The sequence below is a fragment of the Pseudomonas sp. TREG-RG-20F-10-E-6-01 genome, from assembly GCF_022662455.1.
Taxonomy (GTDB): Bacteria; Pseudomonadota; Gammaproteobacteria; order Pseudomonadales; family Pseudomonadaceae; genus Aquipseudomonas.
Genome location: NZ_JAKNQP010000015.1, coordinates 1 through 22,290 on the forward strand (window position 1 = coordinate 1; position 22,290 = coordinate 22,290).

General features: G+C 60.4%; 24 protein-coding genes. 9 read left to right on the top strand and 15 right to left on the bottom strand.

Annotated elements, in window-relative coordinates; genetic code table 11:
- A partial coding sequence (locus L8K08_RS26740) for a GH-E family nuclease (RefSeq protein WP_242201175.1) occupies nt 1-442 on the top strand: 442 nt, incomplete at its 5' end.
- 10 nt (nt 443-452) lie between these two features.
- Complete coding sequence (locus tag L8K08_RS26745; protein WP_242201177.1) at nt 453-896, top strand: hypothetical protein; 444 nt, start codon at nt 453-455, stop codon at nt 894-896.
- Between the two features lie 86 nt (nt 897-982).
- Here L8K08_RS26745 and L8K08_RS26750 read toward each other — a convergent pair whose 3' ends face one another.
- From L8K08_RS26750 to L8K08_RS26760, 3 genes are all read right to left on the bottom strand, one after another.
- Nucleotides 983-1,258 carry an HU family DNA-binding protein gene (locus tag L8K08_RS26750; protein ID WP_003213368.1) on the bottom strand — a complete coding sequence of 92 codons (276 nt, stop codon included), beginning with the start codon at nt 1,256-1,258 and terminating at the stop codon, nt 983-985.
- Between the two features lie 191 nt (nt 1,259-1,449).
- A complete protein-coding gene (locus tag L8K08_RS26755) occupies nt 1,450-2,598 on the bottom strand; it encodes an FAD-dependent oxidoreductase (RefSeq protein ID WP_106575895.1) in 1,149 nt (382 codons plus the stop codon).
- Nucleotides 2,599-2,634: 36 nt separating this feature from the next.
- Nucleotides 2,635-2,802, bottom strand: coding sequence for a rubredoxin (locus L8K08_RS26760; protein ID WP_003213373.1), 168 nt, complete (start codon nt 2,800-2,802; stop codon nt 2,635-2,637).
- Between the two features lie 195 nt (nt 2,803-2,997).
- Between L8K08_RS26760 and L8K08_RS26765 the strand changes: the two genes are divergently transcribed.
- Together L8K08_RS26765 and ubiA are read left to right on the top strand one after the other, a co-directional pair.
- Nucleotides 2,998-3,561: a chorismate lyase gene (locus L8K08_RS26765; RefSeq protein ID WP_242201184.1), complete on the top strand. Its 564-nt coding sequence runs from the start codon at nt 2,998-3,000 to the stop codon at nt 3,559-3,561.
- Nucleotides 3,561-4,451 (top strand): 4-hydroxybenzoate octaprenyltransferase, encoded by an 891-nt coding sequence (ubiA, locus tag L8K08_RS26770; RefSeq protein ID WP_242201186.1) that lies wholly within the window; start codon nt 3,561-3,563, stop codon nt 4,449-4,451. The genes L8K08_RS26765 and ubiA overlap by 1 nt, the downstream gene beginning before the upstream one ends.
- Before the next feature lie 252 nt (nt 4,452-4,703).
- Here the strand turns inward: ubiA and L8K08_RS26775 are convergent, their stop codons facing one another.
- Entirely contained in the window at nt 4,704-5,084 is a 381-nt protein-coding gene (locus tag L8K08_RS26775) for a hypothetical protein (protein ID WP_242201188.1), read from the bottom strand.
- Between the two features lie 153 nt (nt 5,085-5,237).
- Here L8K08_RS26775 and phoB point away from each other — a divergent pair, with 153 nt between their 5' ends.
- The 3 genes from phoB to L8K08_RS26790 all read left to right on the top strand — a co-directional run bounded on the left by phoB (nt 5,238) and on the right by L8K08_RS26790 (nt 8,901).
- Nucleotides 5,238-5,927 carry a phosphate regulon transcriptional regulator PhoB gene (gene phoB / locus L8K08_RS26780; RefSeq protein ID WP_003195617.1) on the top strand — a complete coding sequence of 230 codons (690 nt, stop codon included), beginning with the start codon at nt 5,238-5,240 and terminating at the stop codon, nt 5,925-5,927.
- Between the two features lie 87 nt (nt 5,928-6,014).
- Nucleotides 6,015-7,301, top strand: coding sequence for a phosphate regulon sensor histidine kinase PhoR (gene phoR, locus L8K08_RS26785; protein WP_242201296.1), 1,287 nt, complete (start codon nt 6,015-6,017; stop codon nt 7,299-7,301).
- Between the two features lie 259 nt (nt 7,302-7,560).
- The gene (locus L8K08_RS26790; RefSeq protein WP_010207573.1) at nt 7,561-8,901 is read left to right on the top strand and encodes a hemolysin family protein; all 1,341 of its coding nucleotides are present in this window, start codon (nt 7,561-7,563) and stop codon (nt 8,899-8,901) included.
- 45 nt (nt 8,902-8,946) lie between these two features.
- Here L8K08_RS26790 and L8K08_RS26795 read toward each other — a convergent pair whose 3' ends face one another.
- The 9 genes from L8K08_RS26795 to L8K08_RS26835 form a co-directional block, all read right to left on the bottom strand.
- Nucleotides 8,947-9,246: an XRE family transcriptional regulator gene (locus L8K08_RS26795; RefSeq protein WP_242201190.1), complete on the bottom strand. Its 300-nt coding sequence runs from the start codon at nt 9,244-9,246 to the stop codon at nt 8,947-8,949.
- A gap of 4 nt (nt 9,247-9,250) precedes the next feature.
- A complete protein-coding gene (locus tag L8K08_RS26800) occupies nt 9,251-9,574 on the bottom strand; it encodes a type II toxin-antitoxin system RelE/ParE family toxin (protein WP_242201192.1) in 324 nt (107 codons plus the stop codon).
- Nucleotides 9,575-9,761: 187 nt separating this feature from the next.
- Nucleotides 9,762-10,658 carry a response regulator gene (locus L8K08_RS26805; RefSeq protein WP_242201195.1) on the bottom strand — a complete coding sequence of 299 codons (897 nt, stop codon included), beginning with the start codon at nt 10,656-10,658 and terminating at the stop codon, nt 9,762-9,764.
- Nucleotides 10,659-10,826: 168 nt separating this feature from the next.
- The gene (gene phoU, locus L8K08_RS26810) at nt 10,827-11,588 is read right to left on the bottom strand and encodes a phosphate signaling complex protein PhoU (protein WP_053258703.1); all 762 of its coding nucleotides are present in this window, start codon (nt 11,586-11,588) and stop codon (nt 10,827-10,829) included.
- A 111-nt stretch (nt 11,589-11,699) separates the two neighbouring features.
- Nucleotides 11,700-12,533: a phosphate ABC transporter ATP-binding protein PstB gene (pstB, locus tag L8K08_RS26815; protein ID WP_048723523.1), complete on the bottom strand. Its 834-nt coding sequence runs from the start codon at nt 12,531-12,533 to the stop codon at nt 11,700-11,702.
- A gap of 139 nt (nt 12,534-12,672) precedes the next feature.
- The gene (gene pstA / locus L8K08_RS26820) at nt 12,673-14,343 is read right to left on the bottom strand and encodes a phosphate ABC transporter permease PstA (protein WP_242201197.1); all 1,671 of its coding nucleotides are present in this window, start codon (nt 14,341-14,343) and stop codon (nt 12,673-12,675) included.
- Nucleotides 14,344-14,358: 15 nt separating this feature from the next.
- Nucleotides 14,359-16,392, bottom strand: a complete 2,034-nt coding sequence (locus L8K08_RS26825; protein WP_177410060.1) for an ABC transporter permease subunit — start codon at nt 16,390-16,392, stop codon at nt 14,359-14,361.
- Nucleotides 16,393-16,878: 486 nt separating this feature from the next.
- Nucleotides 16,879-17,865, bottom strand: coding sequence for a phosphate ABC transporter substrate-binding protein PstS (locus L8K08_RS26830; RefSeq protein WP_106575903.1), 987 nt, complete (start codon nt 17,863-17,865; stop codon nt 16,879-16,881).
- A 263-nt stretch (nt 17,866-18,128) separates the two neighbouring features.
- Entirely contained in the window at nt 18,129-19,418 is a 1,290-nt protein-coding gene (locus tag L8K08_RS26835; protein ID WP_242201198.1) for an MFS transporter, read from the bottom strand.
- Nucleotides 19,419-19,872: 454 nt separating this feature from the next.
- Between L8K08_RS26835 and L8K08_RS26840 the strand changes: the two genes are divergently transcribed.
- Both L8K08_RS26840 and L8K08_RS26845 read left to right on the top strand, forming a co-directional pair.
- Nucleotides 19,873-20,277 carry an acyl-CoA thioesterase gene (locus L8K08_RS26840; protein WP_003176975.1) on the top strand — a complete coding sequence of 135 codons (405 nt, stop codon included), beginning with the start codon at nt 19,873-19,875 and terminating at the stop codon, nt 20,275-20,277.
- Between the two features lie 57 nt (nt 20,278-20,334).
- Nucleotides 20,335-21,234, top strand: coding sequence for a D-hexose-6-phosphate mutarotase (locus L8K08_RS26845; protein WP_242201200.1), 900 nt, complete (start codon nt 20,335-20,337; stop codon nt 21,232-21,234).
- A 117-nt stretch (nt 21,235-21,351) separates the two neighbouring features.
- On the opposite strand, the gene L8K08_RS26850 is transcribed toward L8K08_RS26845, so the two are convergent.
- Both L8K08_RS26850 and L8K08_RS26855 read right to left on the bottom strand, forming a co-directional pair.
- A complete protein-coding gene (locus L8K08_RS26850; RefSeq protein WP_106575906.1) occupies nt 21,352-21,888 on the bottom strand; it encodes a DUF3299 domain-containing protein in 537 nt (178 codons plus the stop codon).
- 77 nt (nt 21,889-21,965) lie between these two features.
- On the bottom strand, nt 21,966-22,211 hold the full coding sequence (locus L8K08_RS26855; RefSeq protein WP_010168336.1) for a GlsB/YeaQ/YmgE family stress response membrane protein: 246 nt from the start codon (nt 22,209-22,211) through the stop codon (nt 21,966-21,968).
- Nucleotides 22,212-22,290: the final 79 nt, after the last annotated feature.

Consider the following 22,290-nt stretch of genomic DNA (forward strand, 5'->3'; position numbering starts at 1 on the left):
AAACGGAGGATTGAATTTCTACGCGTACGCGCTCAACCCGTTCGGTTGGAACGACCCACTAGGGTTGTCCTGCCGCCTGAACTCAGTGGGTAGAACACCAGGTAAAGGCAGCCGCACAGGAAAAGCCGTAATTGCTAGGATGAGAGCTGAAGGCAAAATAATTGGCTCCGGAAAAAACATGCGGCTCCAGGGTACTGATAAAAAATGGTATTCGATCAAAGACGCGGATATGGCTCATAAAACCGACGCCGTTAAGTATTGGAACAGCAAAGGCGGTTATCACGGAGCTAAAACAAAAGAAGTACGGGGTTGGATGCGTGACCCTGATAACTACGAGCTGGAATATTATTCCCACAACCGATCCAAAGGCGCGCTGCTGACTGACAGGTACAAAGACCCCGGTGACTTTATCGGCCCCGCAGAAAAGCCTAAATATTATTAAGGATTATTGTATGAAAGATTTGGCGGACGAGAATCCAACACTGGCAGATGAGATCATGGCCACTATGGCGGCAGGCAACGATCTCGATGAACAAAACCGTAAAACTGAAGCGCACACCCTATACCAAAAGGCATGGAGTTTACTGCCGGAACCAAAGCTTGAGTGGACCCCCTTATCGTCTTGGGTCACTGGCTCCCTCTTCAACCTTCACTTCGAAAATGGCGAGTTCAACGCAGCCGAGCCATGGGCTCAAAAGACTCTTGAGGGCCGAGAGTCGGATATAGATACTGGTCCATTAATTAATGTGGGGATGGTATCTCTCGCACTGGGAAGAAGTGCCGAGGCGTATAAATACTTTGATGAAGCTTATAAATTCGGTAAGGCACGCGCCTTTCAAGAAAGACCAAAGAAATATTTGAATTTCTATCTGGATGAAAAGAAAAAGAAGCATTGATTGCTCGCCCCCACAAAAAATGGGCACCCAACCCAGTCGGCGTGCCCATTTTTTTCCAACCCGCCTCCCTTCAGACGGTCCCGCGATTACGGGTTGACGCTGTCTTTGAGCGACTTGCCCGGCTTGAACGCAACGGTGTTGCTCGCCTTGATTTTCACTGGCTCACCGGTTTGCGGATTTTTGCCGGTGCGGGCGCCGCGGTGGCGTTGCAGGAAGGTGCCGAAGCCAACCAGGGTGACGCTGTCCTTGCGATGCAGGGCGCCGGTGATTTCTTCGAGAACGGCGTTGAGTACGCGGTTGGCCTGTTCTTTGGTGAGATCCGCTTTTTCAGCGATGGCGGCTGCGAGTTCTGGTTTACGCATAAGTGAAGCCTCTTTGACGGTTTTTTGTTGTTATGTCCGTGCTGCTCTCTTGTGGAGCAGCGCCCAAGGCGCCGCAGGCTCTACTCTGCGGCAGACGGGAGTGAGGATGGCATGCCCTCGCACGCTCCGCCAGTCTCGCAGCGACCTTTATAGAGGTAAGAACGTGCTGATTCCGACAGAACGACCGGTATTTACGCCAGTAACGGCGGAAGTTCTTTGTTCAGGGCCAGTTTTTCCATCACGGCGCTGCCGGTCAGCGCGTAGCCGAGCAGGCGGCCGCTGGCGTCGCGGCACAAGGCCTTGATGTCGGCGCCCTGCCCTTCGACGCTCCACACGCCTTCGGTGCCGCGTGGCGGTGGGGAAACCACCAGCGGGCAGATCGGGGTTTTCACGGTGATCGGCATCGGCCCGTAGCTCACGGCCGTGGCGTTGCCGGCCAGGGTCTGGGCCAGGGCGCGGGCGCAGCTCATCAGCGGCATCACATAGAGCAGGTTCAGACCATCGACCTCGGCGCAGTCGCCCAGCGCGTAGATGTTGGCGTGGGAAGTCTTGAGGTGGCGGTCGACCATGATTCCACGGTTGATCTGCAGGCCTGCGGCGGCGGCGAGGTCCACGCGCGGGCGCAGGCCGATGGCCGAAACCACCAGGTCGCAGTGAATCACTTCACCGTCGGACAGGTGCGCTTCCAGGCCATCAGCCGTGCGCTGCAGGCGATTGAGCACCGGGCCCAGGTGGAAACGCGCGCCGAGGCCTTCCAGCCCGGCTTGCACGGCGGCGGCTGCCGCCGGGTGCAGCAGGGTCGGCATGACCTGCTCGCACGGCGCCACCAGGTCGATTTCGTAGCCGCCGAGAATCAGGTCGTTGGCGAACTCACAGCCAATCAGGCCGGCGCCCAGCAGCAGCACGCGGCGTTTGCCGGCGGCGGCGGCGCGAAAGCGCGCGTAATCTTCGAGGTCGTTGATGGGGAAAATCAGCTCAGCCGCGTCGCCTTCAACCGGGACACGCACGGTTTCTGCGCCCCAGGCCAGGATCAGGTCGCGGTAGATCACCGCTTCCTCGCCGATCCACAGGCGTTTGTGGCCCGGGTCGATGCCGCTGATGCGGGTGTGGGTGCGCACTTCGGCCTTGAGTTGCTCGGCCATGGCGCCCGGTTCGGCCATGCTCAGGCCGTCGGCTTCCTTGTTCTTGCCAAAGCCGGTGGAGAGCATGGGCTTGGAGTAGGAGCGCCCGTCATCTGCGGTGATCAGCAGCAACGGGGTCTCGCTGTCGAGCTTGCGAAACTCCCGGGCCACGTTGTAACCGGCCAATCCTGTGCCGATGATCACGACAGGTGCGTTCATTCCTTTCTCCTTGAAGTACGTTTCAAAAATCGATGATTAACCGATTTCGATCATTTCGAAATCCATTTTGCCCACGCCGCAGTCCGGGCACAGCCAGTCTTCCGGAACGTCCTGCCACAGGGTGCCCGGTGCGATACCGTCATCCGGCCAGCCGTCTTTTTCGTCATAAATCAGGCCGCAGACTACACATTGCCACTTCTTCATTACTTGCTTCCTCAGGGTCCAGGCATCTTGGCCGACGGTCGATAGACCAACGTTGCCGTGCGGCTCAGGGCGTTTTGTACTGATCGGAGCCGGCAGATGCAAGCATGTTCGGCGCAAACGGCCGGTTCAGCCCGGCAAAAGCTCAGGATGCCATGGTAAGCTCGCCGCCTCTTTTGCTGCCAATACTGACTCACCGTGCCGCACTCAATCGCCCCTCCCGATGCTTGCCAATGGCTGACCCAGAGCCTCCTGAGCCCACTGCCCGCGCCCTTGACCCTTGACTGGCTGTTCGACGAAGGCTCGCTGACGCGGCGGCTGACGGGGCTGTCCGACGATGGCTTCAGCGTGACGCCGCTGTTCGAAGGCTGGCAGCCGTTGCGCGACGATGAATGCGCGGCGCTGAGCCTGGCCCCGGCCACTGTCGGTTGGGTGCGCGAGGTGTATCTGCGCGGCCATGGTCAGCCGTGGGTGTTCGCGCGCAGCGTGGCGGCGCGCAGTGCCTTGCAAGGCGACGGGTTGCACATGGACGAACTGGGCAGCCGTTCGCTGGGCGAGTTGCTGTTTTGCGACCACGCCTTCACCCGCCAGGCCATCGAGGTGTGCCACTACCCACGGCAATGGCTGCCGACCGCGGACCAGGCCGACGGGTTGTGGGGACGCCGCTCGCGCTTTGATCGCGGGTCGCTGAGCGTGCTGGTGGCGGAAATTTTCCTGCCACGCTTCTGGCAGGCGTTGCATGACCGTGCGGAGAACTGCTGATGTATCAACGTCTGCTCAAGTCCCTGAACCACCTGAACCCCAGGGCCTGGGATTTCATTCAATTGACCCGCATGGACAAGCCCATCGGCATCTACCTGCTGTTGTGGCCGACGCTGTGGGCACTGTGGATTGCCGGCAAGGGCTCGCCGTCCTTGCTCAATATCGTGATTTTCGTGCTCGGCGTGGTGCTGACCCGCGCCGGCGGCTGTGTGATCAATGACTGGGCCGACCGCAAGGTCGACGGTCACGTGAAACGCACCGAACAACGCCCACTGGTGAGCGGCAAGATCAGTTCCAAAGAGGCGCTGGTGTTTTTTGCGGTGCTGATGGGCATCAGCTTCCTGTTGGTGGTGCTGACCAACGCCACCACCATCCTGCTGTCACTCGGCGGCCTGGCGTTGGCGGCGAGCTACCCGTTCATGAAGCGTTATACCTACTACCCGCAGGTGGTATTGGGCGCGGCATTTTCGTGGGGCATGCCGATGGCGTTCACCGCTGAGACCGGTCACCTGCCTGCCACAGCGTGGCTGCTGTACATCGCCAACCTGTTGTGGACGGTGGGCTATGACACGTATTACGCGATGACCGACCGCGACGACGACTTGAAGATCGGCGTGAAATCCACTGCCATTCTGTTCGGCGATGCCGACCGCGTGATCATCCTCACCTTGCAAGGCCTGTCGCTGGTCTGCCTGGTGCTGGCGGGTATGCGGTTCGAGCTGGGCGGCTGGTTCCACCTGGGGTTGCTGACGGCGGCAGGCTGCTTTGCCTGGGAGTTCTGGTACACCCGCGACAGGGACCGCATGAAATGCTTCAAGGCGTTTTTGCACAACCACTGGGCCGGGTTGGCGATTTTTGTCGGGATTGTGGCGGACTACGCGTTCCGTTGACCCTGTGACAAGCGGGCTTGCTGTGGCGAACGGGCTTGTCGTGGCGAGCGGGCTTGCGCCGCGTTGGGGCGCGCAGCGGCCCCTCTCAGGGCCACTGTGTTTCGTCAGAAAGACCGAGGCGTCAGGTTTTGGGGCTGCTTCGCAGCCCAACGCGGGGCAAGCCCGCTCGCCACAACAAGCCCTCAAACCATAACAAGCCTGTTAGCCCTAACAGGCCTGCTCGCCACAATTAGCTCACTGGCCGCTAAGCGATCAGGGCTTGGCGACCTTCCAGGCACCGTCCATTTTGCCTTCACCGGTCATGTCACCGGCCTTTTTGTCCATCACGAAGGTGTAAAGCGGCTTGCCGCTGTAGGCCCACTGGCTTTTTTGGTCATCACGGGTGATCACGGTCCACTGGCCCATTGGCTTGTCGGTGGATTCGGCCATCAACGGCGGCCAGTTGGTGGCGCACTTGTCGTTGCACATGGACTTGCCATCGGCGTCTTTGGCAAAGGTGTAGAGCGTCATGCCCTTGTGGTCCACCAACATGCCGTCTTTGGTCATCGCAGGGTCTGCCGCGAATGCCAGTGTCGGCAGCGTCAACGCGGCCGTTACCAGCAGGGCTTTCCAAGAAAAAGTAGTTTGAGTCATCGGAACCTTCCTTTTGTGGTTGTCAGGATTCGGACCCAAAGGGTAGTCCAGAGTGCCGAGAATTGCCCAAGCGACTAAATTACTGTCACACGACTGCAATAATTCCGTTATCTAATGCGGCGCAAGACAGTTAAATGACAAGAGGATTTAGGCATGGTTGGCAGGAGCATTCTGATCGTTGACGACGAAGCGCCCATTCGCGAGATGATCGCCGTTGCGTTGGAAATGGCCGGCTATGACTGCCTGGAGGCGGAGAACTCCCAGCAGGCCCATGCCATTATCGTCGACCGCAAGCCGGACCTGATCCTGCTGGACTGGATGCTGCCCGGCACCTCCGGCATCGAGCTGGCCCGCCGCCTCAAGCGTGACGAGCTGACCGGGGACATCCCGATCATCATGCTCACCGCCAAAGGCGAAGAGGACAACAAGATCCAGGGCCTGGAAGTCGGCGCCGATGACTACATCACCAAGCCGTTTTCGCCACGCGAGCTGGTTGCCCGCCTGAAGGCCGTGCTGCGCCGTGCTGGCCCTACCGATGGCGAAGCGCCGATCGAAGTCGACGGCCTGATTCTGGACCCGATCAGCCACCGCGTGACCATCGATGGCAAGCCAGCCGAGATGGGCCCGACCGAATACCGTCTGCTGCAATTTTTCATGACCCACCAGGAACGCGCCTACACCCGTGGCCAACTGCTGGACCAGGTGTGGGGCGGCAACGTGTACGTGGAAGAGCGCACCGTCGACGTGCATATCCGCCGCCTGCGCAAAGCCTTGGGCGACGCTTACGAGAATCTGGTACAAACCGTGCGCGGCACCGGCTACCGCTTTTCCACCAAAGGCTGAGCCAGCCCTTCCCTTTCCTTTCCTTAACAGCTGACAAGGACGCATGTTTAAGTGAACCAGAACTGGCATGGCACCCTGATCCGCCACATGCTGTTATTGATCACCGGCTGCCTGGTGGTCGGCCTGGTCAGCGGCCAATACGGCTGGAGCCTGGCCGTCGGCATCGGTCTGTACCTGGGCTGGACCCTCAAACAGCTGCTGCGCCTGCATGAATGGCTGCGCCAGCACAAACCCGACGAAGCACCACCCGACGGCTACGGCCTGTGGGGCGAGGTGTTCGACAGCATCTACCACTTGCAACGTCGCGACCAACGCGTTCGCGGGCGCCTGCAGGCGGTGATCGACCGGGTGCAGGAGTCCACCGCCGCGCTCAAGGACGCGGTGATCATGCTCGACAGCGATGGCAACCTGGAATGGTGGAACCGCGCCGCCGAAACCCTGCTGGGCCTCAAGACGCCCCAGGACAGCGGCCAGCCGGTGACCAACCTGGTGCGTCACCCGCGCTTCAAGGAGTACTTCGAGCAGGACAATTACGAAGAAGCCCTGGAAATCCCCTCGCCCACCAATGACCGCGTGCGCATCCAGCTGTACCTCACGCGCTACGGCAACAACGAGCACCTGATGCTGGTGCGCGATGTGACCCGCATCCACCAGCTGGAACAGATGCGCAAAGACTTCGTTGCCAACGTCTCCCACGAGCTGCGCACGCCATTGACGGTGATCTGCGGCTACCTGGAGACGCTGCTGGACAACGTCGACGAGATCAACCCGCGCTGGAGCCGCGCCCTGCAGCAAATGCAGCAGCAAGGCTCGCGCATGCAGACGCTGCTCAACGACCTGCTGTTGCTGGCCAAGCTTGAGGCCACCGATTACCCGTCGGACAACCATCCCGTCGCCGTGCAGAGCCTGTTGCAGACCATCAAGAATGACGCCCAGGCGCTTTCCGGCGAGCGCGGGCAGCAGATCACCCTGGAGGCCGACCCGTTGGTGCTGCTCAAAGGCAGCGAGGGCGAATTGCGCAGCGCGTTTTCCAACCTGGTGTTCAACGCCGTGAAGTACACCCAGGACAAGGGCAATATCCGCATTCGCTGGTGGGCCGATGACCACGGCGCACACCTGAGCGTGCAGGACTCCGGCATCGGCATCGACGCCAAACACTTGCCGCGCCTGACCGAGCGTTTCTACCGTGTGGACTCCAGCCGTAACTCCAACACCGGCGGCACCGGACTGGGCCTGGCCATCGTCAAGCATGTGCTGTTGCGCCATCGCGCACGGTTGGAAATCAGCAGCGTGCTGGGGCATGGCAGCACATTTACCTGCCACTTTCCGCCGACGCAGGTGACCCGTTCGCGGCTGGTCGGGAATGATGAATAACCTGAGAACGATGCCGAGCTAAGTGTGGGAGCTGGCTTGCCTGCGATGGCGGTGGGTCAGCTGAACATACCCCCAACTGACAGTCCGCTATCGCAGGCAAGCCAGCTCCCACATTGGATTTGGATCGTTTCTGCAGGCCCCGCCCGGCAGCGGGCACTAGGCAAGCGCCCCGTCAGCCGCTACATTGGCCGACTTGCGCCTGCCTTTCAGGCACTTCTGTCACTCCTTATTGAACACACGGAACCTGCAAAACCCCATCATGGACCCTTCCCCTGGCATCACCCTCGCTACACTCTTCGCCGACTTCGGCATGATTCTTTTTGCACTGATCCTGGTACTGCTCAACGGTTTCTTCGTTGCGGCGGAATTCGCCATGGTCAAACTGCGCGCCACCCGGGTCGAGGCCATCGCCCACAAGAACGGCTGGCGCGGGCAGATCCTGCGCACCGTGCACAGCCAGCTCGACGCCTACCTGTCGGCCTGCCAGTTGGGTATCACCCTCGCCTCCCTGGGCCTGGGCTGGGTCGGTGAGCCGGCTTTTGCGCATATCCTCGAGCCGTTGCTGGGCGCGGTGGGCGTAGAGTCGCCGGAAGTGATCAAGGGCGTGTCGTTCTTTGCCGCCTTCTTTGTGATCTCCTACCTGCACATCGTGGTGGGTGAATTGGCCCCTAAATCCTGGGCCATCCGCAAACCCGAGTTGCTGTCGCTGTGGACCGCAGTGCCGTTGTATCTGTTCTACTGGGCGATGTACCCGGCGATTTACCTGCTCAACGCCAGCGCAAACGCGATTTTGCGTATTGCCGGCCAAGGCGAGCCTGGCCCGCACCATGAGCACCATTACAGCCGTGAAGAACTCAAGCTGATCCTGCACTCCAGCCGTGGCCAGGACCCGAGCGACCAAGGCATGCGTGTACTCGCCTCCGCCGTGGAAATGGGCGAACTGGAAGTGGTGGACTGGGCCAACTCTCGCGAAGACCTGGTCACCCTGGACTTCAACGCCCCGCTCAAGGAAATCCTCGCGCTGTTCCGCCGCCACAAATTCAGCCGCTACCCGGTGTATGACGCGGTGCGCAATGAGTTTGTCGGCCTGCTGCACATCAAGGATTTGCTGCTGGAACTGGCGGCACTGGACCACATTCCCGAGTCGTTCAACCTGGCCGAGCTGACCCGCCCGCTGGAGCGCGTATCGCGCCATATGCCGTTGTCGCAGTTGCTGGAGCAGTTCCGCAAAGGCGGCGCGCACTTTGCTCTGGTAGAGGAAGCCGACGGCAAGATCATCGGCTACCTGACCATGGAAGACGTGCTGGAAGTGCTGGTCGGCGATATCCAGGACGAACACCGCAAGGCCGAGCGCGGCATCCTCGCCTACCAGCCGGGCAAACTGCTGGTGCGTGGCGACACGCCGCTGTTCAAGGTAGAACGCCTGCTGGGCGTCGACCTGGACCACATCGAAGCCGAAACCCTCGCCGGGCTGATCTACGACACCCTCAAGCGCGTGCCGGAAGAGGAAGAAGTGCTGGAGGTTGAAGGCTTGCGAATCATCATCAAGAAGATGAAAGGGCCGAAGATCGTGCTGGCCAAGGTGCTGTTGCTGGATTGATCAGATAGAGCGCGGGGGGTGAGCAACTCGCCCCCGCGTCGATGATCAGGCCGGCAGCGGGGAGAAGCAGATATCGACTTCCAACTGCGCTGCGGCAGACAAATTGACCAACGCGTCCAGCGAGAACTTGTCGATCTTGCCATTGAGGACGTCATTGAGCCGAGGCTGGCTGATATTGAGCCGCTCAGCGGCCGCTTTCTGAGAGAGCTCCCAACTGCGGATGGTGTTGCACAACGCCAGCAGCAACTTTGAGCGCAGGCGCATATTGGCGGCTTGCTGGGGAGTGTCCTCCAGAGCATCCCAGACGTTGCTGAAGCGTTCGGTGTGAATTTTTGGGTCTGTCATAGGCTTAACCTAACTCCTGCAATCTGGCACGCGCCAGTTCGATATCGCACCCTTCGGTTTTCTGGGTGGTTTTGCGCAGCGCGTGCAACACATAGACAGCCTCTGGGCGATTGACCACATAGAACACTCGAAACGCGCCTGATTGCTCAGTGATCCGAATCTCACTGACGCCCCGTCCGATAGTTCTCATGGGCTTGCAATCAAAAGGCTGTTCGCCCTGTTGCAGAAGATCCAACTGAAAACCGGCTGCCCTTCGGGCGTCGAGAGGAAATTCCTTGAGGTCCTTGAGTGAGCTTCCTAGAAACACCACATCCTTGTGCCTGCGCATTGGCTTCTCCTTTGCTGGAAAGAAAAAGCGTAATAGACGATTCAGGCCATGGCGGTGGAGCTTTGTTTCAAGGCATAGCAAAAGCTCGATAACACTGATGCGTTATCGAGAGCCTATATCGAAACAGATATAAATCAAGCCAAGCACGGGGAATCAGACGGTCGGTTGATTCCCGTTATGCAGGCAATCACGCACCCGGCACAAAGTGCTTCTGCGCCGTGCCGCGTGCGATCAGGCGGGAAATATAGTCGAGTTTCTGCGCGTCCTGGTCGATAAACCGGAAGGTCAGTTGCAGCCAGTCGCTGTCGGGCTTGGGCTCGTAGGCGACGACGGCGTGCAGGTAGCCGTTGAGGCGTGCCACTTCGGCGTTGTCGCCTTGCTCAAGGTCGAGCACCGCGCTTTCCAGTACCTGCGGCAGGACTTCACCGCGACGCACCACCAGCAGCGCTTCCTTGATGCTCAGCGCCTTGATCACGCATTGCTGGGTGCCGCTGGAAAGGCGCAGCTGGCCCTGGCCACGGCCGCCGGCCGGCGCTGCCCCTGGCGTTTGCACCGGCGGGCTGTTGAGCAGGCCTTTGCTTGGCGCAGCCACCGGCGCCGGTTTGACGGCTTCAGGCTTGCCGCCGGTCAGGGCACTCAGGGAGTCGTTGCCGAAGGCCGAATTCATTTTGGTCGGCGCACTGGCGATCAGCGCGTCGAGGCGGCCGATCTTGTGCAGGGCCTGCTTGACCTTGTTCAGCAATTGCTCGTTGGTGAACGGCTTGCTGACGTAGCCGGAGACGCCGGCCTGAATGGCCTGCACCACATTTTCCTTGTCGCCACGGCTGGTCACCATCACAAACGGCATGGCTTTGAGATGGGCCTGCTCGCGGCACCAGGTCAGCAACTCCAGGCCCGACATCTCGGGCATTTCCCAGTCGCACAGCACCAGGTCGAAGGTCTCGCGCATCAGGATGGATTGCGCCTTTTTGCCGTTCACCGCATCTTCGATCTTGATCCCCGGAAAGTAGTTGCGCAGGCACTTCTTCACCAGGTCGCGGATAAACGAGGCGTCGTCCACCACCAATACACTGACTTTACTCATCGACCCTTCATCCTATAAAAACTTCGGCACGCAAAACGCCTGACTGATGGCATTTTGCCAAAACTCGCGATTCACAGAAGGACTTTATTGTTCCTGCCGCGCAAAAAATTCAGATGCCGCAAACGAAAACGCCCGACCAAAGGCCGGGCGTTAATTTCTCGGGCAACCTTACTTATCGTCAGATTCGCCCGGAACATTAGGGATTTGATCGGCCGTGCCTTCAACTTCGGCTTTCATGCGCTTGAGGCCCATGTGCCGCACGTCGGTACCGCGTACCAGGTAAATGACCAGTTCCGAGATATTGCGCGCGTGGTCGCCGATACGCTCCAGCGAACGCAGCACCCAGATGATGTTCAAGACCCGCGAGATAGAGCGCGGGTCTTCCATCATGTAGGTGGCCAGCTCGCGCAGTGCGGTCTTGTATTCGCGGTCGATGGTCTTGTCGTACTGCGCTACCGACAATGCCAGCTCGGCGTCGAAGCGGGCAAAAGCGTCGAGGGCATCGCGCACCATGTTGCGCACCTGGTCGCCGATGTGGCGCACTTCCACGTAGCCGCGCGGCGCTTCGCCTTCTTCGCACAACTGGATGGCGCGACGGGCGATCTTGGTGGCTTCGTCACCGATGCGCTCCAGGTCGATCACCGACTTGGAGATGCTGATGATCAACCGCAGGTCGGACGCCGCCGGCTGACGACGCGCCAGAATGCGCAGGCATTCTTCGTCGATGTTGCGTTCCATCTGGTTGATCTGGTCATCGATCTCACGCACTTGCTGGGCCAGGCCCGAGTCGGCCTCGATCAGCGCGGTGACGGCGTCGTTGACTTGCTTCTCCACCAGCCCGCCCATCGCCAGGAGGTGGCTGCGCACTTCCTCAAGCTCGGCGTTGAACTGCGCGGAGATGTGATGGGTAAGGCCTTCTTTGCTAATCATGGGTTTGCTCCGCAAAAGCTGTAAGCCGCAGGCTACAAGCTGCAAGCTGATGTGTGTCGTTGATCAAACTGCTTTTACTTGCCGCTTGAAACGTGCGGCGTGCAGCTGGGGCTAGCCATAGCGACCGGTGATGTAGTCTTCGGTCTGCTTCTTCGCCGGGTTGGTGAACAGGGTATCGGTGTCGCCAAATTCCACCAGCTTGCCCATGTACATGAACGCGGTGTAGTCGGAAACCCGCGCCGCCTGTTGCATGTTGTGGGTCACGATGACGATGGTGAACTTGGATTTGAGTTCGTAGATCAGCTCTTCGACTTTCAATGTGGAGATCGGGTCGAGTGCCGAGCACGGTTCGTCGAGCAGCAGTACTTCCGGCTCCACGGCGATGGTGCGGGCGATCACCAGACGTTGCTGCTGGCCGCCGGACAAACCGAGGGCCGACTCGTGCAGGCGGTCCTTGACCTCATCCCACAGTGCCGCGCCTTTGAGCGCCCATTCAACGGCCTCGTCGAGGATGCGTTTCTTGTTGATGCCCTGGATGCGCAGGCCGTAGACCACGTTTTCGTAGATGGTCTTGGGGAACGGGTTGGGCTTCTGGAACACCATGCCCACCCGGCGGCGCAGCTCGGCCACGTCCTCGCCCTTGCGGTAGATGTTGGTGCCGTAGAGGTTGATCGCGCCTTCTACACGGCAACCGTCGACCAGGTCGTTCATGCGGTTGAAGGTGCGCAGCAACGTCGACTTGCCGCAGCCGGACGGGCCGATGAAGGCGGTCACGCGCTGCTTGGGGATGTTCATGCTGACGTCGAACAGCGCCTGCTTTTCACCGTAGTACAGGCTCAGGCCCGGCACTTCGATGGCCACGGTTTCCTGGGCCAGGCTCAGGCTCTGCTTGTCGCGACCCAGGGCTGACATGTTGATGCCGTGGGAATGGGTTTCATGTTGCATGGGATGCTCCCTGTGCTACCAATTCGTTTTGTGGGAGCGGGCTTGCTCGCGAAGGCGTCAGGTCAGTTGACCCATGTATGACTGATACACCGCATTCGCGAGCAAGCCCGCTCCCACATTTAGTCCGCGTTCACTTCAATTAACTGTCCAGCGCCTTGTATTTTTCGCGCAGGTGGTTACGAATCCACACCGCCGACAAGTTGAGCGTGGCGATCACCAGCACCAGCAGCAAGGCGGTGGCGTACACCAGTGGCCGCGCAGCTTCGACGTTGGGGCTCTGGAAGCCGACGTCATAAATATGGAAGCCCAGGTGCATGATTTTCTGGTCCAGGTGCAGGTACGGGTAGTTGCCGTCCAGCGGCAGCGACGGCGCCAGTTTCACTACACCCACCAGCATCAGCGGCGCCACTTCACCGGCGGCGCGGGCCACGGCGAGGATCATGCCGGTCATCATCGCCGGGCTGGCCATTGGCAGCACGATCTTCCACAGCGTTTCCGCCTTGGTCGCGCCCAGTGCCAGGGAGCCCTCGCGCACGGTGCGGGGAATCCGCGCCAGGCCTTCTTCGGTGGCCACAATCACCACCGGCACCGCCAGCAGCGCCAGGGTCAGCGAGGCCCACAGCAGGCCCGGCGTGCCGAACGTGGGTGCCGGCAGGGCTTCGGCGAAGAACAGACGGTCAACCGAGCCACCCAGCACATACACGAAGAAGCCCAGGCCGAACACGCCGTAGACAATGGCCGGTACGCCCGCCAGGTTGTTCACCGCAATGCGGATAATCCGCGTCAGGGTGTTCTGCTTGGCGTATTCACGCAGGTACACCGCCGCCAGTACACCGAACGGCGTCACGATCATCGCCATGATCAGGGTCATCATCACGGTGCCGAAAATCGCCGGGAAGATCCCGCCTTCGGTGTTGGCTTCCCGTGGGTCGTCGCTGAGGAATTCCCAGACCTTGCTGAAGTAGAAGCCGACCTTGGTCATCGTGCCCATGGCGTTCGGCTGGTAGGCGTGCACCACTTTGCCGATGCCGATTTCCACTTCTTTGCCGTTAGCGTCGCGCGCCGTCAGGCTGTCGCGGTTGAACTGGGTGTGCAGGTCCGCCAGGCGCGCTTCGATGTCCTTGTAGCGGTTGTTCAGTTCTGCGCGGTCCGAGTCCATATCCGCTTGGGCGGTAGCGTCGAGCTTGTCTTCCAGCTCCAGCTTGCGACCGTGCAGGCGGATACGCTCCAGCCCGGCGTTGATCGCGCCGATGTCGGTTTTTTCCAGACTCTTGAGTTGCGCAGCCAGCTTGTTCACGCGGTCAACGCGGGCCTGCAGCTCCGGCCACGCGGCTTCGCCTTCGGCGATGACCTTGCCGTCCTGTTTGACGTTGACCAGGGTGCCGTAGAAGTTGCCCCACTCACGCCGCTCGATGGCCATCAGGTTGGCCGGCTTGGTCTGGTCCTTGAGCCACTCGCCGACGATCCAGGTGAAGTCGTTGCCGTTCAGGTCGCGGTTGCCGACCTTGATCAGCTCGCGGGTCATGAACTCCGGGCCCTGGTCGGGCACCGGCAGGCCAGCGCTTTTCAGGCGCTCGCGTGGCACTTCTTCCTTCTGCACCACTTCGCCGATGACGATATGGTTTTCCTGGCCCGGCACGTTGTAGTTGGCCTGGATCAGGTCGGCCGGCCAGAAGTGGCCCAGGCCACGCACGGCAATCACGGCCAGCAAACCAATAGTCATGATGACCGCGATGGACACCGCGCCACCGCTGATCCAGACGCCCGGGGCGCCGCTCTTGAACCATCCATTCAGGGAGTTCTGTTTCACAGACTTCTACCTTTCTTAAAGCGACGAGTATTTCTTGCGCAGACGCTGACGAATCAGCTCGGCGAGGGTGTTCATGATGAAGGTGAACAACAGCAGCACCAGCGCCGAGAGGAACAGCACGCGGTAGTGGCTGCCGCCGACTTCCGACTCGGGCATTTCCACCGCGACGTTAGCCGCCAGGGTGCGCAGGCCTTCGAACAGGTTCATCTCCATCACCGGGGTGTTACCGGTGGCCATCAACACGATCATGGTTTCACCGACCGCACGGCCCATGCCGATCATCAGCGCCGAGAAAATCCCCGGGCTGGCGGTCAGGATGACGACGCGGGTCATGGTCTGCCATGGCGTGGCGCCCAGGGCCAACGAGCCCAGGGTCAGGCCGCGCGGCACGCTGAACACGGCGTCTTCGGCGATGGAGTAGATGTTGGGGATCACCGCAAAACCCATGGCCAGGCCGACTACCAGGGCGTTGCGCTGGTCGTAGGTGATGCCCAGGTCGTGGGAGATCCACATGCGCATGTCGCCGCCAAAGAACCAGGTTTCCAGGTACGGGCTCATGTACAGCGAGAGCCAGCCCACAAACAGGATCACCGGGATCAGGATCGCGCTTTCCCAGCCATCGGGAACGCGCAGGCGGATCGACTCAGGCAAGCGGCTGAACACGAAGCCGGCCACCAGAATGCCAATCGGCAACAGCATCAGCAGGCTGAAAATCCCCGGCAAATGCCCTTCGACATACGGCGCCAGGAACAGGCCGGCGAAGAAGCCGAGGATCACCGTCGGCATCGCTTCCATCAGTTCGATCACCGGCTTGACCTTGCGGCGCAGGCTCGGGGCCATGAAGTAGGCGGTGTAGATCGCAGCGGCCACTGCCAGTGGTGCGGCCAGCAGCATGGCGTAGAACGCGGCCTTCAATGTGCCGAAGGTCAGCGGCGCCAGGCTCATCTTGGGTTCGAAATCAGTGTTGGCGGCGGTCGATTGCCAGACGTATTTAGGCTCGTCGTAGTTTTCGTACCAGACCTTGCTCCACAACGCGCTCCAGGACACTTCCGGGTGCGGGTTGTCCAGCAGCAGCGGTTGCAGCTTGCCGCCGGCTTCGACGATGACGCGGTTGGCGCGTGGCGACAGGCCGAACACGCCTTGGCCATCGACCACCGGGTCGACCAGCAGCGTGCGGTGCGCGGTGCTGTGGAACACGCCGAACTTGCCGGATGCGTCGAGGGCGGTGAAGCCTTTGCGACGTTCTTCAGCGGTGATTTCAACAATAGGCGCGGTGCCCATCTGGAAGGTACGGATCTGCTTCAGGCGTTGCTCGCCGTCCGGGTCGCGGGCCATGAACCACTGGGCCAGGCCGCCTTTGGAGTTACCCACGATCAGCGAGATACCGCCCACCAGCTGAGTGCTGGCGGTGATCTCGGCGTTGCCGTCTTCGAGCAGTTTGTAGCGACCATTGAGGCTCTTGTCGCGCAGGCTGAAGACGTCAGCCAGGGCACGACCGTTGATCACGTACAACCACTGCTGGCGTGGGTCGATGAAGATCGCCTTTACCGGCTCGGTCATTTGCGGCAGCTCGATGCGCTTCTGCTCGCTGGTGACTTCGCCAGTCATCATGTTTTCTTCGCGGCTCAGGCTCAGCACGTTCAAGTAGGAACCTGCGGAACCGGCAACGACCAGCGAGGAATCGGTGGCGTTAAGCGCGACGTGCTCCAGCGGGCGACCCTGCTCGTCGAGCACGATCGGCGTTTCGCCGTAAGGGTATTCAATCGCCGGGGTGATGGTTTTCTTGCCGTCCGGGTAGGACACCTTATAGGTGTGGCGGAACACCAGGGACTGGCCATTGGACAAACCCAGGATCACCAGCGGGCTGCCCGGCTGGTCTTCACCAATGGACGCAACGCTGGCGCCTGCCGGCAGCGGTAAATCGACACGCTTGAGTTCAGCGCCCGTGTCCACATCAAAGAACAGCGCCTGGCCCTTGTCGGAAACCCGCATGGCAACCTGGTTCTGTTCTTCGAGGGAGATCATCAACGGCTTGCCGGCGTCCTGCATCCAGGCGGGCGTCAGCGCATCTTCCTTGGTCAGCGAGGCGCCCTGGAACAGTGGCGCAACGACGTAGGCAAGAAAGAAGAAAATCAGGGTGATGGCACCGAGGACGGCGAGGCCGCCGATCAACACGTACCAACGGGTCAGGCGATCCTTGAGCGCGCGAATGCGGCGCTTGCGTTGCAGCTCAGGCGTATTGAAATCAATGCGCTTGGGGGGAGAAGTCGTCGTCATGGTGGAATTGGCCAGATCATTCATGCGCACACCCTAGCGATCCTGTATGACAGAAAGATGACAATGCAGTGACGCAAGAAATCCGCCGCGGAGCAGAGCTGGCAGCGGACTAAAAAATTAGGGGTGTAGACGGTTTAATGTGAGAGCGGGCTTGCCCGCGATGGCATCAATGCGGTTTCAACGCTACACCGCGTCGCCAGCATCGCGGGCAAGCCCGCTCACACAGAAAAACATGCGTCTACACCAGGTATTGCAGGCTTAGTTGCCTTCTTTCAAACCCAGGTCAGCCAGGGCCTTGGCGGCCACTTTGGCTGGCAGCGGGATGTAGCCGTCTTTGACGACCACTTCCTGGCCCTGTTTGGACAGAACCAGCTTCACGAACTCAGCTTCCAGCGGAGCCAGAGGCTTGTTCGGGGCTTTGTTGACGTACACGTAGAGGAAGCGCGACAGCGGGTATTTGCCGTTCAGGGCGTTTTCTTCGCTGTCTTCGATGAAGTCAGTGCTGCCTTTCTTGGCCAGCGCCACGGTCTTCACGCTGGCGGTTTTGTAACCGATGCCCGAGTAACCGATGCCGTTCAGCGAGGAGCTGATCGACTGCACAACCGACGCCGAACCTGGTTGTTCGTTCACGTTAGGCTTGTAGTCACCTTTGCACAGGGCTTCTTCCTTGAAGTAGCCGTAGGTGCCGGATACCGAGTTACGACCGAACAGTTGCACTGGCTTGTTGGCCAGGTCGCCGGTCACGCCCAGGTCGCCCCAGGTTTTGACATCAGCTTTGGCGCCGCACAGACGCGTCGAGGAGAAGATCGCATCGACCTGTTCCATGGTCAGGTGCTGGATCGGGTTGTCCTTATGCACGAACACGGCCAGGGCATCCACGGCCACCGGGATAGCGGTTGGCTTATAGCCGTACTTCTGCTCGAAGGCCGCCAGTTCGGTGTCCTTCATCTTGCGGCTCATCGGGCCCAGGTTGGAGGTGCCTTCAGTCAGCGCAGGCGGTGCAGTGGCGGAGCCGGCAGCCTGAATCTGGATGTTGACGTTCGGGTATTCCTTTTTATAGGACTCAGCCCACAGGGTCATCAGGTTAGCCAGGGTGTCGGAACCAACGCTGGACAGGTTGCCCGATACACCGGTGGTCTTGGCGTAAGCCGGAATTGCCGGGTCAACACCAGCGGCTACCGCGTTAGCGGTCGCAACGCCAGCAGCGACAAAAGTCATTGCCGCCATCAAACGTTTCAGTTTCATGCCTTGCTCCTAGCAGATAGGGATAGTTGGATCGGGGCCAAGTATCGGTAGGCCGTGTGAACACTCTATGTCCGCAATGTGACAATTAGATGAAAGGCCAGCATTTGTGAAAAACCTGACAGGAAGGGGAAAGATCAGTAAATCCGGGACTTGCGAGGAGGTTGAAGCGCATGAAGCGGTGTTTCAGAAATACTCTGTAATCGTTGGCCAACCATAAACCCTGTGGCGAGCGAATGCCCTCGCCACAGCGTCATCGCAGGGTTTTAGCGCCCGCGCTTCCACAGGTAGCCACCCACCAGCATCCCCATCACACACAGCACGGCGACATAGTAGGCCGGGCCCATCGGGCTTTCCTTCATCAGCAGCGACACCGCCAGCGGCGTCAAACCACCAAACACGGCGTAGGCGACGTTGTAGGAGAACGACAACCCGCTGAAACGCACCACCGGCGGGAAGGCTTTCACCATCACGTAAGGCACCACGCCGATCACCCCGACAAACAGGCCGGTCAGGGTGTACAGCGGGAAAAGCCAGTTGGGGTGATCGATCAGGCTGTGGTACAGCGTCCACGACGTTGCCAACAGCAACAGGCAACCGATGACCAGCACGCGGCCAGCGCCAAAACGATCAGCCAGGGCGCCGGAAGCGATGCAGCCCAGGCTCAGGGTCACGATGGCCAGGCTGTTGGCTTGCAGTGCGATGGTCGGGCCGAAGTGGTAGACGGTTTGCAGCACGGTCGGGGTCATCAGGATGACCACGACAACACCGGCCGACAGCAACCAGGTCAACAGCATCGACAACACGATGGCGCCACGGTGGTCGCGCAATACCGCGCGCAATGGCAGCTCGGCGGCCAAGGTTTTGCGTTGCTGCATCTCGGCGAAGATGGGCGTCTCATGCAGCCAGCGGCGCAGGTACACCGAGAGCAGGCCAAACACGCCGCCCAGCAGGAACGGGATACGCCAGGCGTAATCGGACACTTGTTCCGGGCTGTAGAGCGTGTTGATGGCGGTGGCCACCAGCGACCCCAACAGGATGCCGGCGGTGAGGCCGCTGGTCAGGGTGCCGCAGGCATAGCCGATATGGCGCGGCGGTACGTGTTCAGAGACAAACACCCAGGCGCCCGGTACTTCGCCGCCGATGGCCGCGCCCTGGATGACGCGCATCAACAGCAGCAGAAGCGGCGCCCACAGGCCGATCTGCGCGTAGGTCGGCAGCAGGCCCATGATCAGGGTCGGCACGGCCATCATGAAGATGCTCAACGTGAACATCTTCTTGCGGCCGAGCAGGTCGCCAAAGTGCGCCATGATGATGCCGCCCAACGGACGAGCCAGGTAGCCGGCGGCGAAGATGCCGAAGGTCTGCATCATGCGCAGCCATTCCGGCATATCGACGGGGAAGAACAGTTTCCCGACCACGGTGGCGAAAAACACGAAAATGATGAAGTCGTAAAATTCCAGCGCCCCGCCCAAGGCAGACAGCGACAGGGTTTTGTAGTCGTTGCGGGTCAGCGGGCGCGACGGTTGCGCGCTGCTTGCGGGCACGGAGGACATGGCAAGGCTTCTCTTATAGTAATGACGGCAAGCCCGGGACTTGCGGCGGGTCTGGCAAGATAGCAAATCGCTTGAAAAAGCACAGCGCCCACCGAATAACACTTTGCAGGCGCGCGTTATTCCCCGTTTCTTCCCTTTATTAGCCATCAGAAGCACAGTTGCGGGAAAAAGCCGCATTACAGCCAGGATTTGCCGACCAAATGAGCGCCGGGAGGTCGTCGTGGCGCCAGCGTCTCGATATACTCGGCCCCTGCAAGCGCAAGAACCCCAGTCTTGAGGGGCTGCTGTGCCAAAACGTCGTTGGGTGCCATCCAGCCGATTTGGCAGAGTTTCCCTTTAGTACGCCTTACGAGAAACGCATCGAGCGGTGTATGTTGGTGCTGAAACGTTTTTCCAGAGACGGCTATCCACTTGAAATACCCATGAAGCGTCACGGGTCAGAGGCACCCTCGGCATGATCGAACTCGAACAAGAAGATCCTATCCCGCAAGGCGATCTCGCCCTGCAAATCACCGCACTCCCGCGTGAAACCAACGGTTTTGGCGATATCTTCGGCGGCTGGCTGGTCGCGCAGATGGACCTGGCCGGCACCGCCATGGCCAGCAAAGTGGCCGGCGGACGTGTCGCCACGGTGGCGATCGATCGCATGGCGTTCCTGGTGCCGGTGGCGGTCGGCGCGCAATTGTCCTTCTATACCCAGGCCCTGGAAATCGGCCGCAGTTCGATCCAGATGATGGTCGAGGTGTGGAGCGACGATCCGCTGTCCAGCGAATGGCGCAAGGTGACCGAGGCGGTATTTGTGTTTGTCGCCATCGACGGCAGCGGCCGTACCCGCTCGGTGCCATCGCGCGCGCGTTAAACATCGCCGGGTTTTGACGGTCAATTGCCCCATTGCCTGCCATGAGAGAGCACTGCTATGCCTACGCCCCACGTTGAAACCGTGAAAATCGACGAGCTGGACTGCTGGCGCGTCCGCCACAACGGCGCCGAAGTGATGGTGGCCCAACAGGGCGCGCACATCTTCAGTTACCAGCGCCAGGGCGAGCAGCCAGTGATCTGGCCGAACCCTGAGGCGGTGTTTAAGCAGGGCAAAGGCATCCGTACCGGCGTGCCGGTCTGCTGGCCATGGTTTGGCGTATTCGACCGTAACCCGCAAAGCGTGAAGGCTATGCGCAAAAGTGACCAACCCGCGGGGGCCCATGGTTTTGTGCGCACGGCACTGTGGGAAATGGCCGCGACCGAACTTGAAGGCCAGGCATTGCGCGTCGACCTGGTATTGCCGGTGCCGGCGGGCGGCTTCCCCGGCTGGCCGCATCAGGTCGACCTGAAGCTGAGCCTGCTGCTGGACGATCAACTGCGTATCCGCCTGACCAGCCACAACCGTGGCAGCGACACCGTGACCCTCAGCCAGGCGCTGCACACCTATTTTGCCGTGAGCGACGTACGCAACGTGCAGGTCGAAGGCCTGGACGGGCTGGCCTATATCGACACCGCCGACGGCTGGAGCGAAAAGACCCAGTCGGGCCTGCTGCACTTCAGCGCGGAGACCGACCGCATCTACCTGGACACGCCGGCGCAGTTGAGCATTGTCGATAAAGACTGGCAGCGTCGCCTCCAGCTCACCAGCCAAGGCTCGAACTCGACCGTGATCTGGAACCCCTGGACCGAACGCGCCAAGGCGTTCGACGACATGGCCGATGACGGCTGGCAGGGCATGCTGTGCATCGAAACGGCGAATGTGCTGGATGATGTGGTGGCACTGGCGCCGGGTGAACGCCACACACTGGGCGTGAGCATCACAAGTCTCGCCTTGTAAATAACGAGCAAAATGTGGGAGCTGGCTTGCCTGCGATAGCATCACCGCGGTGTATCAGTCACACCAAGGTGGCCGCATCGCAGGCAAGCCAGCTCCCACACTGATTTGCGTTGTGGCTTAGAGGTCGGATTCCTTCACTGCCCGCACCTTCCCCGCATCCAGCGCATACGCCGCATCCGCCAAATCGTTATTGACCTTCTCCACCTTCAGCGTGCCGGTAACCCACAACGGCGTGTAGATGTCATCCAGCTTCAACCCCTTGGGATAACGCACCAGCACCAACTGGTTGGGCGGCGGAGGCGGCACGTGGATGCAAGCGCCTGGGTACGGCACCAAAAAGAACAGCGTACTGCGGCCCTTGGCGTCGGTTTCCAACGGCACCGGGTAGCCGCCGATGCGGATGTTCTTGCCATTCATGGCGGCCACGGTCTTGGTCGAATACATCACCGCCGGCAAGCCTTTGCTTTGCTTGAGGCCACCTTTGTCGGTGAACGTGCCTTGGGCTTCGGGGGAGTTGTGGTCGATCTCGGGCATGGCTTCGAGGGCTTTCTGGTCCGACAGCGGCATCAGGTCGAGCCAGTCGGTTTCCGGCAGTTCGCCAGCGTGCGCCAGGCCAGAGCCCAGCAAGAGGAGAGTCAACAGAAGACGGCGCATGGTGAGGCTCGGCAAATACAGGTGGCGAGCATTCTAGCCCTCTGCGCCTGCGCAGCGCAGAGGGCTTTGTCGCTTAATTACTTTTTACGCAGCAGACCGTAGATCACCAGCAGCACGATGGCGCCGATCAGCGCACCGATAAAGCCTGCGCCTTGACCTGCCTGGTAGATGCCCAGGGCCTGACCACCGTAGGTGGCGACCAGAGAACCTGCGATACCCAGCAGGATGGTCATGATCCAGCCCATGCTGTCGTCGCCTGGCTTGAGGAAACGCGCCAGCAGGCCGACGATCAAGCCGATAAAGATGGTTCCGATGATACCCATGGCATTTCCCTCTGATTGAATGTGAGTCATGCCAAAGCCTAGTCAGGCTTTGCCATCCTGCAATCAGAGAGACGGCGGT